The sequence below is a fragment of the Streptomyces sp. NPDC012794 genome (assembly GCF_042901085.1).
Classification (GTDB): domain Bacteria; phylum Actinomycetota; class Actinomycetes; order Streptomycetales; family Streptomycetaceae; genus Streptomyces.
In genome coordinates, this window is record NZ_JBIBCI010000019.1 from 19967 (window position 1) to 34225 (window position 14259).

General features: G+C 72.9%; 10 protein-coding genes. 6 read left to right on the forward strand and 4 right to left on the reverse strand.

The annotated features are described in order from the left end of the window. The first annotated feature begins 228 nt into the window (after window positions 1-228). Both ACFY7H_RS28000 and ACFY7H_RS28005 read left to right on the forward strand, forming a co-directional pair. Window positions 229-1983, forward strand: coding sequence for an MFS transporter (locus ACFY7H_RS28000; protein WP_388943373.1), 1755 nt, complete (start codon window positions 229-231; stop codon window positions 1981-1983). A 99-nt stretch (window positions 1984-2082) separates the two neighbouring features. After that, window positions 2083-3267 (forward strand): acyl-CoA dehydrogenase family protein, encoded by a 1185-nt coding sequence (locus tag ACFY7H_RS28005; protein WP_388943376.1) that lies wholly within the window; start codon window positions 2083-2085, stop codon window positions 3265-3267. A 56-nt stretch (window positions 3268-3323) separates the two neighbouring features. Here the strand turns inward: ACFY7H_RS28005 and ACFY7H_RS28010 are convergent, their stop codons facing one another. Continuing rightward, window positions 3324-3782: a cell division protein SepF gene (locus ACFY7H_RS28010; RefSeq protein ID WP_388943378.1), complete on the reverse strand. Its 459-nt coding sequence runs from the start codon at window positions 3780-3782 to the stop codon at window positions 3324-3326. A gap of 283 nt (window positions 3783-4065) precedes the next feature. On the opposite strand from ACFY7H_RS28010, the gene ACFY7H_RS28015 reads away from it, so the two are divergent. The 4 genes from ACFY7H_RS28015 (at window position 4066) to ACFY7H_RS28030 (ending at window position 7845) form a co-directional block, all read left to right on the forward strand. Then, a complete protein-coding gene (locus tag ACFY7H_RS28015) occupies window positions 4066-5346 on the forward strand; it encodes a DUF5685 family protein (protein WP_388943381.1) in 1281 nt (426 codons plus the stop codon). 76 nt (window positions 5347-5422) lie between these two features. Further along, a complete protein-coding gene (locus tag ACFY7H_RS28020) occupies window positions 5423-6232 on the forward strand; it encodes a DUF1684 domain-containing protein (RefSeq protein WP_388943383.1) in 810 nt (269 codons plus the stop codon). A gap of 165 nt (window positions 6233-6397) precedes the next feature. Then, window positions 6398-7282: a S1 family peptidase gene (locus ACFY7H_RS28025; protein WP_388943386.1), complete on the forward strand. Its 885-nt coding sequence runs from the start codon at window positions 6398-6400 to the stop codon at window positions 7280-7282. 83 nt (window positions 7283-7365) lie between these two features. Next, window positions 7366-7845: a hypothetical protein gene (locus tag ACFY7H_RS28030; protein ID WP_388943389.1), complete on the forward strand. Its 480-nt coding sequence runs from the start codon at window positions 7366-7368 to the stop codon at window positions 7843-7845. A 21-nt stretch (window positions 7846-7866) separates the two neighbouring features. Here ACFY7H_RS28030 and ACFY7H_RS28035 read toward each other — a convergent pair whose 3' ends face one another. From ACFY7H_RS28035 to ACFY7H_RS28045, 3 genes are all read right to left on the reverse strand, one after another. Beyond that, window positions 7867-8763, reverse strand: a complete 897-nt coding sequence (locus ACFY7H_RS28035) for a DUF4231 domain-containing protein (RefSeq protein ID WP_388943392.1) — start codon at window positions 8761-8763, stop codon at window positions 7867-7869. Window positions 8764-8846: 83 nt separating this feature from the next. After that, window positions 8847-12824 (reverse strand): FxSxx-COOH system tetratricopeptide repeat protein, encoded by a 3978-nt coding sequence (gene fxsT / locus ACFY7H_RS28040; protein WP_388943395.1) that lies wholly within the window; start codon window positions 12822-12824, stop codon window positions 8847-8849. Then, entirely contained in the window at window positions 12821-14257 is a 1437-nt protein-coding gene (locus ACFY7H_RS28045; RefSeq protein ID WP_388943595.1) for a TIR-like protein FxsC, read from the reverse strand. Before ACFY7H_RS28045 ends, fxsT begins: the two co-directional genes overlap by 4 nt. Between the last annotated feature and the right edge of the window lie 2 nt (window positions 14258-14259).

A 14259-nucleotide genomic window follows, 5' to 3' on the forward strand; every position in this document is an offset into this window, starting at 1 on the left:
GGGCGTGTGCATGCGGGGGGAGGAGCGGAGGGGTGCGAGTGGTGCACACCACACGGGGGCCGCCGCCGGGATGAGAGCTTGACCACGTGTGGGACACGCGGACTCGCGTACGCTGACCCTTCACTCGCGTGTCGATGCCGGACCCGTAGGACGCCGCACAGCGCACCACCCCGCGGCGCCCCACGACGCTGTCCGCCGAGTGCGAGGGACCACCTGGGAGGTACATGCATGTCGGGGACGAACACGGCCGGCGACAGGAGGTCCTCCCTCGGGCAGCGGCTCGCCGCGGTCTCCGGCGGCGCCAACCGCTGGGTGGTGCTGGCGGTCCTGTGCGTCAGCCTCGTGCTCGTCGCGCTCGACGCGACGATCCTGCACGTGGCCGTCCCCTCCGTCACCGAGGACCTGCGCCCCGGCTCGATGGAGCTCCTGTGGATCGTCGACGCGTACCCGCTGGTCTGCGCAGCGCTCCTGATCCTCTTCGGCACGCTCGGCGACCGGGTCGGCCGCCGCCGGATCCTGCTCCTCGGCTACACGCTCTTCGGCGTGGCCTCCGCCGTCGCCGCCCTCGCCGACAACGCCCAGGTACTGATCGCCGCGCGCGCCCTGCTCGGCATCGGCGGGGCGATGATCATGCCGGCCACCCTGTCGATCCTGCGCCAGGTCTTCCCCGACCGGCGGGAGCGGGCGCTGGCCATCGGCATCTGGACCGCCGTCGCGGCGATCGGCGCGGCCGGCGGCCCGGTGCTCGGCGGCTTCCTCGTCCAGCACTTCTGGTGGGGCTCGGTCTTCCTCATCAACATCCCGCTGATGGCCCTGATCCTGCCGGTCGGGCGCTGGCTGCTGCCCGAGTCCAGGGGCGCGGCCGACGGCCCCTGGGACGTGCTCGGCGCGCTGATGGCCGCCGCGGGCGTCCTCGGCGCGGTGCTCGGCATCAAGCGGATCGGCGCGGAACGCCAGCTCACCGACCCCGGGGCGCTGGTTCCGCTGGTGCTCGGCGTACTGCTGCTGGTCCTCTTCATACGCCGCCAGAAGCGGCGCGAGCACCCGCTGATCGACATGCGGATGTTCTCCCGGGCCGCCTTCTCCACCTCCGTCGGCTGCATCGTCCTCGCCATGCTGGCCCTGGTCGGGCTGGAACTGCTCGCCGTCCAGTACCTCCAGCTGGTGCTGGAACTGAGCCCGCTGGAGACCGGCCTGCGGCTGCTGCCGCTCACCTTCGCCGCGATGGCCGCGGGCGCCACCGGTTCCCACACCCTCCAGCGGGTCGGCCCGCGCACCATGGTCTCGCTGGGCTTCGTGCTCACCGCCGGCGCCGTGCTGCTGCTGACGCTGATGGGCCAGCACGACCGGCCCGTCCTGCTGACCCTGGGCTTCGTCCTGCTCGGCTTCGGGCTCCAGACCACCCTCTTCGCCGCCTACGAGTCCATGCTGAGCGAGGCCCCGGCGGAGACCGCCGGCGGTGCGGCCTCCATAGGCGAGACCTCGTACCAGCTCGGCGCCGGCATGGGCATCGCCCTGCTCGGCAGCGTGATGAACGCCGCCTACCGGCCCGGCCTGCTGGACGTCCCCGGCGTCCCGGCCGAGGACGTGGCGGGCGCAGCGAACTCCCTCGGGGAGGCCTACCAGATCGCGGCCCACCTCGGCGGCCCGGCGGGGGAGTCCCTCTACACGGCCGCCCGCGACTCCTTCGTGCACGGGCTGCACGTCACCCTCGTGGTCAGCGCGTGCCTGCTGCTCGCGGGCGCCGTGATGGCGCTGAAGCTGCCGCGCACCATGGACAACGCCGAGCCCGCCGGGTGCGGCGAAGCCGGCGCGACGACCGGGGACGCGGAGACCGATGGCGCCCAGGAGACCGGTGCCGCCGTACGCCTGCCCGCGCAGGCCGACGGCCCGTCCCGGCCGTCCGCCGGCGCCAGGATCCCGGGCCCGGGCCGGGCCGAGCGCGATCCGGCGCTGGGTGGCACCTCCGGCCGCCAGGGCTGACGGACCGCTCTCCCGCCCGGCCGGGGGTGGACCGGGGGCCGGGTCGACGACAAACTTGCACCGCTAGGTTTCGAACCACGTGGCCGCCGGGAGGCCCCTTTGTCCGCGCCGAAGACCCCGTTCGCCCCCACCGACCCGCTCGGACTCGACGAGCTGCTCGGCCCCGAGGACCTCGCCGTCCGCGACACCGTCCGTTCCTGGGCCGCCGACCGGGTCCTGCCGCACATCGCCCAGTGGTACGAGGACGGGGAGCTCCCCCCGATCCGGGAGCTGGCCCGCGAGCTCGGCTCGATCGGGGCGCTCGGCATGTCCCTGACCGGCTACGGCTGTGCCGGCGCGAGCGCCGTGCAGTACGGCCTGGCCTGCCTGGAGCTTGAGGCCGCGGACTCCGGGATCCGCTCGCTGGTCTCCGTGCAGGGCTCCCTCGCCATGTACGCGATCTGGAAGTACGGCTCCGAGGAGCAGAAGCAGCGCTGGCTGCCCGGCATGGCCGCCGGCGAGCTGATCGGCTGCTTCGCGCTGACCGAGCCCGACATCGGCTCCGACCCGGCCGCGATGCGCACGTACGCCAAGCGCGACGGCTCCGACTGGGTGCTGAACGGCCGCAAGATGTGGATCACCAACGGCTCGGTGGCCGCCGTGGCCGTCGTATGGGCCCAGACGGACGAGGGGATCCGCGGCTTCGCCGTCCCGACCGACAGCGCCGGCTTCTCGGCGCCCGAGATCAAGCACAAGTGGTCGCTGCGTGCGTCGGTGACGAGCGAGCTGGTGCTGGACGACGTACGACTGCCCTCGGACGCCGTGCTTCCGGGCGTCACGGGGCTCAAGGGACCGCTGGGCTGCCTGAGCCACGCGCGGTACGGGATCATCTGGGGGTCCATGGGCGCGGCGCGCGCCAGCTTCGAGGCGGCGCTCGACTACGCCAGGACGCGGGAGCAGTTCGGCAAGCCGATCGGCGGCTTCCAGCTCACCCAGGCCAAGCTCTCCGACATGGCGCTGGAACTCCACAAGGGCATCCTGCTCGCCCACCACCTGGGCCGCCGCATGGACGCGGGAACCCTGCGGCCGGAGCAGATCAGCTTCGGCAAACTCAACAACGTCCGCGAGGCCATCGGCATCTGCCGCACCGCGCGGACCATCCTCGGGGCCAACGGGATCTCCCTGGAGTACCCCGTCATGCGGCACGCCACCAACCTGGAGTCGGTGCTCACCTACGAGGGCACCGTCGAGATGCACCAGTTGGTCCTGGGCAAGGCGCTCACCGGGCTCGACGCCTTCCGGTAGACCGGTGAGGTCCCCGGCCGCCTCGTCCGGGGGACGCCGGGAGGTGTCCCCCGGACTCAGCTCTGGTTGAAGAAGTCGCGGGCGCGGCCGCCCGCCTCACCGCTGACGATCTGGGTGTCGGCCGGGGTCAGGAGGAAGACCCTGGTCGCCACCCGCTCGATCGACCCGCGCAGCCCGAAGGTCAGGCCGGCCGCGAAGTCGACCACGCGCTTGGCGTCGGCCGGGTCCATCGACGACAGGTTGACGATGACCGGGACGCCCTCGCGGAACAGCTCGCCGATGCCGCGCGCGTCACGGAAGCCGTCCGGGGTCACGGTCGCGATCCGCCGGCCGCGCTCGACCGCGGAATCCGAGGCCACCTTCACCCGCGGGTCGGTGACCCACTGGTCGCCGGGGCCGGAGACCGAGCCCTGCTGGCGCTCCACCGCCTCCGCGTAGTCGTCGTCGTAGTACCGCTCGTCGTCGCTGTCCTCTACGAGACCCAACCAGGCACTCGCCTTGCGTACCGAACCCATGGACGCCTCCTTTCACCGTGGCCAGTCGTCTTCTTCTCCGCTGCCCCTATCGTCGTCCATGATGCTGACAACGCGCCAAGTGGATAGCCGCCGCGCAGATGTTTCGTGACGGGACTGGTGCAGAACATCCGTTGCACTGACGAGGCTCCCGGACGCTACCGCTGCTGACTGAGTGAAAATACGACCGCCGCTGCCGTCCGGGTGAGCCGCTGGGGCGTAAGAGTGATCCGCCAGGCTGGATACGATGCCCCGGAAATAGGCGTATGACACACGGGGGAAGCGGTTGTTCGGCATAGTCAGACCTTGCGCGCACCGGCTGGGCGAGCGCTTCAAAACCGAATGGACTGCTCATCTGTGCGGGCTCTGCCTGGCACTTCGCGGTGACCACGGGCAGTTCGCCAGGATCGTCACCAACTACGACGGGCTGCTCGTCTCCGTTCTGACGGAGGCTCAGTCGGGGCCGCTGCCCGGTGCCCGGCGCACCGCCGGACCGTGCCCGCTGCGCGGCATGCGCACCGCGCCCGTGGCCAACGGCGAGGGCGCCCGGCTCGCCGCGGCCGTCTCGCTGGTGCTCGCCTCGGCGAAGGTACGGGACCACGTCGCCGACCGGGACGGGCTGTTGGCCCGCGCCCCGATCGCCGCCGCCGCGCGCAGGGTGGCCCGGGGCTGGGACCGGGCCGGCGCCCGCACCGGAGCCTCGCTCGGCTTCGACACGGCGGTGCTGGTGGACGCCGTGGACCGCCAGGGCGGCATCGAGACCCTGGCCGGTCCGGGCACGCCCGTGCTGGTGGTCACCGAGCCGACGGAGACCGCGACCGCGGCCGCCTTCGCCCATACCGCGGTCCTCGCGGGACGGCCGGGCAACGGTCCCGCCCTCGCCGAGGCCGGCCGGTACTTCGGGCGGCTCGCGCACCTGCTGGACGCCGTGGAGGACCGGCGTGCCGACGCCGAGGCGGGCGCCTGGAACCCGCTCACCGCCACCGGCACCTCCCTCGCCGAGGCCCGCCGGCTGTGCGACGACGCGCTGCGCGGGATACGGCTGGCGCTGCGCGAGGTGGAGTTCGCCGACGCGGGGCTCGCCCACCGGCTGCTGGTGCACGAGCTGCGCACCTCCGTGGACCGGGCGTTCGGCACCTCCTCGTGCGGGCACACCGCCGCGCACTCCGCGGGCCAGGGGTACGGGCAACCCCCGCGGGGCCATGGCACGGGCGCACCGCACGCCGCGTACGGCCAGGCCGGCCCGTACGGCGGGGGCCAGGTCGGCCCGTACGCCCCGTACGCCCCGGGCGGGCCCGGGATGCCGCCGCCGATGGGTCCGGGCGGCCCCGGCGGTGGCGGTGGCTTCGGCGGGCCGCCCCCGCAGAAGCCGCGCCGCGGGCTGTTGCACGGCTGCGCGGTGGCGATCGGCCTCTTCTGCACCTGCCAACTCTGCTGCACCGAACACGAAGGCCCCTGGTCCCGGCAGAAGCGTGACGCCTGGTGCGACAACTGTGACGGGTGCGACTGCTGCGACTGCTGCAACTGTGACGGCTGCTGCTGTGACGGGTGCGGCTGCGACTGCTGATCCGGCGTCAGTTTCCCAGGTCCGGACGGGTTACGTGGAGGTTCCCGTCCGGCCGGTGGGGGAAGGGCTGAGCGGCATGAGCGCCGAAGAATCGAGCACGGCCTGGCGGGAGTGGCACGAGCACCGGGTGGCCACCGTCTCCGGCCCCTACGGACCCCTCGCCCTGGCGGGCACCCACTGGATCGCCGACTACCCGGAAGGTCGAATTCCCGCCGTTCCGGGACACTGGCGCGTCCAGGGTGAAGCGGTGGTGCTGACCGCCGCCGCCGAGGACGGCCTCGCGCTCGACGGACGGCCCCTCACGGGGCGGGCCGACCTCACCGCGGACGAGGGCGGGCCCGCGCACTCCCGGCTGACGGCCGGGGAGGTACGGCTCCCGGTGATCCGGCGCGAGGGGCAGTGGGCGGTGCGCGTCTACGACCCGGAGGCGGCGGCCCGGCGCGCCTTCGCAGGCATCGAGGCCACCCCGTACGACCCCGCCTTCGTGCTGCCGGGACGCTTCCGCCCGTACCCCGGGCCGCGGACGGTCCAGGTCGGCAACGTCGACGGACGCGCCCGCGGGCTCGGCCTCGGCGGCGAGCTGGGCTTCACCCGCGACGGCGTCGCGCACACCCTCCAGGTGGCCGTGGACGCGCAGGACGGCAGCCTCTGGGCCGTCTTCGGCGATGCCACCAGCGGCACTTCCAGCTACCGCTTCCGCTTCCTGCACCCCGGCACCCCCGGCCCGGACGGATCCGTCACCGTGGACCTCAACCGGGCCCAGCTCCCGCCCTGCGCCTTCGCCGACCACTTCATCTGCCCGTTCCCGCCCCCCGGCAACACCCTGCCCTTCGAGGTGGCCGCCGGGGAGCGACGGCTGAAAGGCGCCCTTGCCGCCGGATACTGACGCCCGCACACTCCCGTTCAGCGTCACCCGGCGGACTTGTCAGGGCCACGTCGAGAGTGCGGCTTCCCGGCCGTGCCCCCGCAGTGTCCCCCCACCGCCGCTCACGGGCTCCGGCACCCCCACCATCCGAGCCGGGCCCCCGATCCCCACCCGGGAGGACGTGAAGTGAGGACCAACAGCACCACCCGACTGCGGCTGCTCGCCCTGGCCGCCGGCCTGGCCGCCACGGCGGCCCTCGCCGCCCCCACCGCCGCCAGCGCCGACGACAACGGCACCGGCTTCAGCGCCGACCGGCTCGCCGCCGCAGGGGCCTCCGTCCTGCGCGCCGACGTCGCCGGCACCGCCTGGCACGCCGACCCCGCCACCGGCACCCTCGTGGTCACCGCCGACTCCACCGTCACCAGCGCCGACATCGCCAGAATCCGCCGCGAGGCCGGCCCGGACGCCGCCGCCCTGCGCATCGAACGCACCCCCGGCAAACTGACCAAGCTGCTCTCCGGCGGCGACGCCATCTACGCCAACAGCTGGCGCTGCTCGCTCGGCTTCAACGTCCGCAGCGGAACCAACTACTACGCCCTGACCGCCGGCCACTGCACCGAGGGCGCGGGCACCTGGTGGGCCAACTCCGCCCGCACCACCGTCCTCGGCTCCACCGCGGGCAGCAGCTTCCCGACCAACGACTACGGGCTGATCAAGTACGCCAGCAACAGCCCGGTCCCGCCCGGCACCGTCGGCGGCCAGGACATCACCAGCGCCGTCAACGCCAGCACCGGCATGTCCGTCACCCGGCGCGGCTCCACCACCGGCACCCACAGCGGCTCCGTGACCGGCCTCAACGCCACCGTGAACTACGGCGGCGGCGACATCGTCTACGGCATGATCAAGACCAATGTCTGCGCCGAACCCGGCGACAGCGGCGGCCCCCTGTACTCCGGCAGCCGTGCCGTCGGCCTCACCTCCGGCGGCAGCGGCAACTGCTCCTCGGGCGGCACCACCTACTTCCAGCCCGTCGTCGAAGCCCTGAACGCCTACGGCGTCAGCGTCTACTGACCCGCCGGCCCCCGGCACAGGCACCCTGGACGTCCTCCCTCCTTCTGGGAGGATGTCCAGGGCGTCCCGGGGGAGGAGCTCCTATGAAGCGCATCGGCGTGACCGGCCACCGGTCGATTCCCGACGAGGTGCTCGGCCACGTGGAGGAAGGCCTGCGGGCCGTCCTCGCGGGCCACCGGGGCCCCCTGGAGGCCTTCTCCAGTCTCGCCGACGGAGCCGACCAGCTCTTCGCCGGCATCGCCCTGGAACACGGCGCCGACCTCACCGTGGTCATCCCCAGCGGGGACTACGAGGGCACCTTCGAGGACCCCGACGCCCTCGCCCGCTACCGGCGGCTCAGGCGCCGCGCCGCCCAGGAGGTCCGCATGGCCTTCGCCCGCTCCACCGACGAGGCCTACTACGCCGCCGGCACCTACATCGCCGACCGCTGCGACCGGCTCGTCGCCGTCTGGGACGGCCTCCCCGCACGCGGCCACGGCGGCACCGGCGAGATCGTCGCCTACGCCCGGGCCCTCGGCAAACCCGTCACCGTCATCTGGCGCGAGGGCGTGACCCGCGACTGAACCACGCCCCCTCCGCCCGGCTCAACTGCTGTGCCGGGCCAGCCAGTCGGTGTGCTGCGGGGACACGTACCGCTCCGTCTCGTAGACGGCGGACGGCCACTGGGACTCCGTGACGGTCGTCTGCATCACCACCATCATCGCCGACAGGTCCTGCTCGATCAGGGTGTGCGCCTCGATCAGCGGATGGTGGCGGCGCACCTCGTTCCAGGCGATCCCCGCCGCCGCGGCCGCGCTCAGCAGCCCCGCCGCACCCGCTCCCGGACCCGAGCCGAAGACACCCAGCAGCGCCAGCAGCAGCGCCAGGCACGTCAGCAGCACGATCGTCCACGACCACAGCACGGTCGTCCGCCGCGACCCCTCCGTCCGGCGCCGGTACCAGTCGCGCTGCTCGATCAGCCGGTCCCGGACGTACGTCTCCCTGCGCACCTGGTAGTCCAGCCCGCGCAGCCGCTGCATCGCCCCCGTGATCTCCCCTCCCTCCGGCACCAGGCCCGCCGCCCGCGGATCCTGCCAGCCCATCTTGCGCAGCTCGTCCAGCCCCTTCTCCAGCCGCGCCCGGTACACCCCCTCCGGCCCGGCGACCTCCGACCCGAAGGGCGCCCCGTGCACGGCGTAGCGCCACGCCAGGGACTTGATGAACTCGGCCGCGCTGCGGTTGAGCTGCCACTGCGGACGGGCCCGGCGCCCGGCCGCCCGTACGCCCACGGCCAGCACCCCGGCGTACGCGAGCGCGCTCACCGCCGCGAACACGTGCAGCCCGCCCGCCGCCGGCCCGGCCGGCAGGGCCGCGGCCCCCGCCGCCGCGACCAGCAGCAGCAGCTGCGCGCGCGTGGCCAGCGTGGACTCCCGCTGCCGGGAGACCGCCGCCTGGTCGGTGTGGTGGAAGAGGACCGGCAGGTCCTCGTTGCGAAAGGTCATGCTGTCGGGCACAGCGCCCCCCAACTCTCGGGTGGCGGACGGCGGGAACCCCGCGGCCACGGGGCCCGCCGTCCGCCGTCGGATCACACCGCGAGCGGCTCCAGGTCCCGGTGGACCCGCCGCTCGTCACGGGCGTACCGGGTCAGACCGTGGTCCTCCCCGAGCAGCCGCGTCAGCTCGGACACCGTCTCCGCCCGCACCCGCGCCGCCTCCTTCTTGCGGCCCATCATGTCCAGGCTGACCGCCATGTTCGACGCGCTCGCCAGGGTCTCCGGATGGTGCGCCCCCAGCGCCCCGCGCAACCGCACCACCGCTGCCCGTTCCAGCTCCAGCGCCCCCTCGGGGTCCCCCAGGTCCGCCCGGACGTTCGCCAGGTTCAGGTGCGCGAAGACCGTGTGCGGATGGTCGTCGCCCAGCACCTCGCGCATGCTGCGGATCGCCTGCCGCAGCATCGGCTCCGCCGTCTCCGCCGCACCCGTCCCCCAGTGGAAGACCGCCAGGTTGTTGACCGCCGCCAGGGTGTACGGGTGCTTCTCGCCCGGCACCTTCATGTACTCGTCCACGACCTCCTGCGCCAGGTCCCGCGCCGCGCCCGCGTCACCCGTCGCGAACAGGTCCGACGCCAGGTTCAGCTCACAGGCCAGCAGGTCGGGATTGACCGAGGTGTACTTGGCCCGGTACCGGTTGCGGGTCGCCGTCGTCAGCCGCAGCGCGTTCTCCAGCTCCCCGGCCCGCCGCAGCGACACGGCCAGGTTCTTCGCCGCCGACAGCGTGCCCGGGAAGGCCCGGCCCAGCTGCCGCTTGTAGATCTCGTACGTCCGGCTCAGCAGCTGCACCGAATCGTCGTACCGGCCCACCTCGCGCAGGTCCCGGGCCAGGTTCTGCGCCGAGGACAGGGTGTACGGGTGGTCCGGGCCCAGCACCTCGGTGCGCCGGTCGAAGACCTCTTGGTCGATCTCCCGGGCCCGCGCGTACTGCCCCACCATCCGCAGGTTCAGCGCCAGGTTGTTCGCCGCGGCCAGGGTGCGCGGGTGCGCCTCGTGGAAGATCTGCCCGAAGCCCTCGTGGGCCGCTGTCGCCAGCTCCATCGCCTCCCCGTACCGGCCGAGCGCGCCCAGGTCCATCGCCAGACCGCTGGTGGTCATGTACGTGTGCGGGTGCGAGGGGCCCAGCGCGGCCCGCTGCCGGTCCAGCGTCACCTCGTCCAGCTCCTTCGCCTCCACGAACCGGCCCTGCGAACGCAGGATGTTCGAGAGGTGGAACCGCAGGTACAGGTACTGGAGGTCGTCGCTGCCCAGCATCTCCCGCCAGACCTCGCGCAGTTCCTCGCCCAGCGCGTACGCCGCCTTGAAGTCACCGCGCTTCCACAGGTAGCGCACCCGGTCGATCAGCAGCCGGCGGGTCTCCGGCTCCGTGCAGAACCGGGCCTCGGACGGGTTCAGGTGCGGCCAGATCGTGTTGAACCTCGGCCAGGTCTCCGGGTTGTCTATCGGCTCGTCGTCGTCCGGGCGCGCGCCCGCCAGGATCCGGTGCACCGCGTGCCGCGCCTCGCGCTGCTCCTCCTCCGACAGCTGCGCCCGGATCACGGCCTGGACCAGCCGGTGCACCTGGATGCTGTTGCCGACCTGGTCGACCTTGGCCATCGCGAACCGGCCGATCTCCCGGATCACCCGGCCCAGCACCAGCTTCTCCTGGAGGGAGGCGTCGTACGGCTTGAGCGCGTCGATCATCTCCTTGCTGTAGAGGAGGTTCGCCGATATCGGCTCCGGCGCGAAGAAGGCGCACAGCTGGAGCAGCCGCACGGCGGCGGGTGAGCGGGACTGGAGCCGTTCGATCGACACGTTCCACGTCGCCGCCACCGGCTGCGGGTACCCGGCCGGCTGGTTCAGGCCCAGCACCCGCGCGGTCTGCTCGGCGAGCTGCTCGAGGTACGCGGACACCGGCGTCGCGGTCTCCGCGATCCAGGCGCCCGCCTGCTCGACGGCCAGCGGCAGGTCGCCCACGGCCACGGCCACCTGCTCGGCGTCCTCCGCGCCCAGCCCGGGCGCCCGCCGCTGGAGGTGCTCGATGGACTCCTCGCGCAGGAACACGTCCACCGGCAGCGCGTCCCCGTACTGGGACCACGACTGGTTCCGCGAGGTCACCAGGACGTGCCCCGGTCCGCCCGGCGGGAAGAACCGCTTGAGCGTCTCCGGGTCGTCGGCGTTGTCGAAGACCAGCAGCCAGCGCGAGGAGGGCACCCCGCGCCGCAGCAGGTCGATCGCCTCCTGGGAGGCGGCCGACATGTCCTCGCCGGTCTGCGCGCCCAGCCGTACGGCCAGCTCCGCGAGGGCCGCGACCACGCCGTCCGTCTGCTCCGCGGAGATCCACCAGACCAGGTCGTAGTCGGCCATGAACCGGTGCACGTACTCCAGCGCCACCTGGGTCTTGCCCACACCGCCGAGCCCGTACAGGGTCTGCGGCTGCGGCAGCACCACGGCCATGCCGCCGCCGAGCTGGTCGCGCATCCGCTCCAGCACGATGGACCGGCCGGTGAAGCCGGGGTTGCGGGGCGGCGCGTTCCAGATCTTCGGGACCGTGCCCGGGAAGCGGGGGCCGGGCCGGGAGGCCCCGGCCACGGTGTCCGGCAGCGCCGTGGGCCGTTCCACCGCGCGCAGCAGGGCGGCGGTCGCGTGGACCTCGTCGAGCCGGAACAGGTCCACCGGGTTGCGGTCGATGTAGGGCGTGGCCAGGCGTACGTCGCCCACCCGCAGCGGCACCAGGTGGCGACGGCCCCCGGTCGGGTCCTCGGCGGCGGCCCGGTTCCACACGTCCACGGCCCGCGCGGACTTGAGGTAGGCGCTGGAGAGCAGCACCACGGTCCGGCCGGCGGTGTCCACGCTGAGCCCCGACCCGCCCGGGGTGTCGCCGGGGGAGGCGTCGGGAGCGCGCTCGGCGGAGACGTCCTTGGGGACGACCCGGAACCCGGAGCGGGTGAGCACCGACTCGATCCAGTCGGCCCACATCCGGTTCTCGGCGACGTAGGAGAGGAAGAGGTCGGCGGGCAGCGCTGGGCGGCGCCGGGTGAAGGCGTCCCGGATCCGCAGCCGCACCTCCTCGCCGATGGCCGGCATGGAGGTGATCTCCCCGCCGGTGATCACCGTGGTGAGCCGTTCGAAGGCGGAGAGGAGGGAGTTGGTGAGCCCGGCCTCGTCGCCGAAGGTGGCCAGGGTCTCCTCGTAGGCGTAGTAGGGGCGGTACGGGATCTCCACCGCGCCCCAGTACGAGGTCAGCTCGTCGCCGGCGAGCCCGTTGGGGAAGCGGTCGAACTTGAGCCGGGCCAGGGCGCGGCCCGCGTCGGCCTTCTCCTTCTCGCCCTCGTCGATGCGCATGGGCACCGGGTAGATCGTGATCCCGCGGTCGTTGAACCGCTCGTCGATCTGCCGGGCCACCGAGGCCGCCCCGTCGATGGACTGGTCGGACAGGGTGAAGCAGTCGACCAGGACGTCGGGGAGGTGGACGGTGCAGATGTCGGCGATGTCGGACAGGCCGGTGCGGCTGTCGATCAGGACGTAGTCGTAGTTCGCCTTCATGTCGGCCCGCAGGGCGTCGAAGAAGAGGCCGCCGCCGAGCCGGTCGTAGAAGTTGTCCCAGTCGAAGGCGGACACGGTCGCGGAGTACTCGCGGTTCTGCCGGCCCGCCGAGACGAAGTCCAGGGTGCCGCCGTCCGGGAACTCCCAGCCGTGGTTCTCCGGTGTGAGGGAGACGGCGTGCGGCTGGATCCGTGCGTAGTCCTCGTGCCAGTCGGCGGCGCGCTGCACGGGGCTGGTGGCGGCCCAGGCGTACTCGCTGATCAGGTCGATGACCCCGGTGGTCGCCCCCAGGGTGGAGGGGTCGAGGAAGGGGTGGAAGAAGCGGTGCAGGCCCGGCGCCTCCAGGTCCCAGTCCACGGCGAGGACCCGCTTGCCGTTGGCCGCGAGGATCCAGGCGGTGTTGGCCAGGGCCATCGTGCGGCCCGTACCGCCCTTGTACGAGTAGAAGGTGACGATGCGTCCGTCTCGGCTGTCACGACTGGCCGTCATCCGCGTCCCCCCGGGTCTGTGTCGGTGTCTTCGCCGTGCTCGCCGTGCTCGCCGGTGCGGCCGGTCCGGTCGTCCGTGCCGTCGTACCGCCGGGCGGAGGGGAAGGGGGCCGGCGGTGGTGACGCCGGTGGCCCGCCCATTCCCATCGGTCCCAGCAGCCGCGGCCGTTCGGTGGAGGCGTTCCCCGCCGGCAGGTACACCTGGGCGTGTCTGAGGTACTGCTGGGCGGCCGCCTCGACCACCTGGGGAAGGATCTGCCCGAGCGTCTCCAGGCTGGCCACGCCGTTGGCCGCCGCCCGGCAGGCGGCCCGGCCCTGGCTCATCTTGACCGGGAGGGTCTCCTCCAGCCGGTGCGCCAGCTCGGCCTCCCTGACCCGGCTCTGGTGGTCGTACCGGTTCCACGGCACGACCACGTTGATCCACGGGCGGTGCTCCTGGTCGAACGCGGCCAGCCGCCGGCGGCGCTGCTCGTCCTCCACCGCCCACCGGTCGACGATCAGGATCTCGGGGCGGGTCGGCGGCTGCTTGCTGTCGAAGTGCCCCGCCTCGTCGTCGAAGGAGGACATCGTGGTCTGGTAGTTGAGGTTCCTGACCAGGTCCTCCGCCACGTAGGCGACGGGCCGCTGGGAAGCCGGGTGGTACGGGTTCCAGTCCGTCGCGCTCTCCCCGTAGTAGTCGGGGCTGCGGCCGTCCGGCAGGTCGTGCCGGGAGGCGGCGGCCACGGTCACGTGGAGGGTGCGGGCGGGGCCGGAGCCGGGGCCGCCGCCCTGGCCGCCGCCGTGCCCGAAGGCGCTGGGCACCACCCGGTAGTCCAGGGAGCGCACCGGATGCAGGCGCACGGTCTCCGCGACCCGGACGATCCGCCGGGCCAGTTCGTACACGGCCTGCTCGTACTGGTCGGCGTACCCGCGCAATTTGATCAGCCCGTACAGTCCGTCGGTGACGTAGCGCTCGCCGAAGGTGTTGTGGTTGAACTGCAACCGCTCGGCCGGGCCGGGCAGTTGGGAGGGCGGCACCGGTACCCACAGGGCCGGGACGATGGCCTCGGCGGCCGGCTGGTTGCTGACCGCCCCGTGCTGGATGGTGCGCTGGGCGAAGGCGAACCACTCCTTCCCGCACATCTCGCTGGCGAAATAGCGCGGCGAGAACAGGGGGACGAAGACCCGGCAGGTGGCGAGCGCCGCCCCGAGCCGCTCCGACCAGCCCTCGCCGCTGCGTATCTCCCGGTCCATGAAGCCCGCCTCCGATCCGGCGGGCAGGTCCGTGAGCGCCATGATGTGACCGCACAGGTCACGGAAGAGACGCTCCACCCACATGTCGGGATCGGGTCCTCCCGGCCCGAACCTCGGTGTATGCGCATAACTGAGAAAAAAATACGGCTGCACTGATGCGGGCACACGACCCCCGTCCCGAAGCTGCGAGCGAAGAAACATCA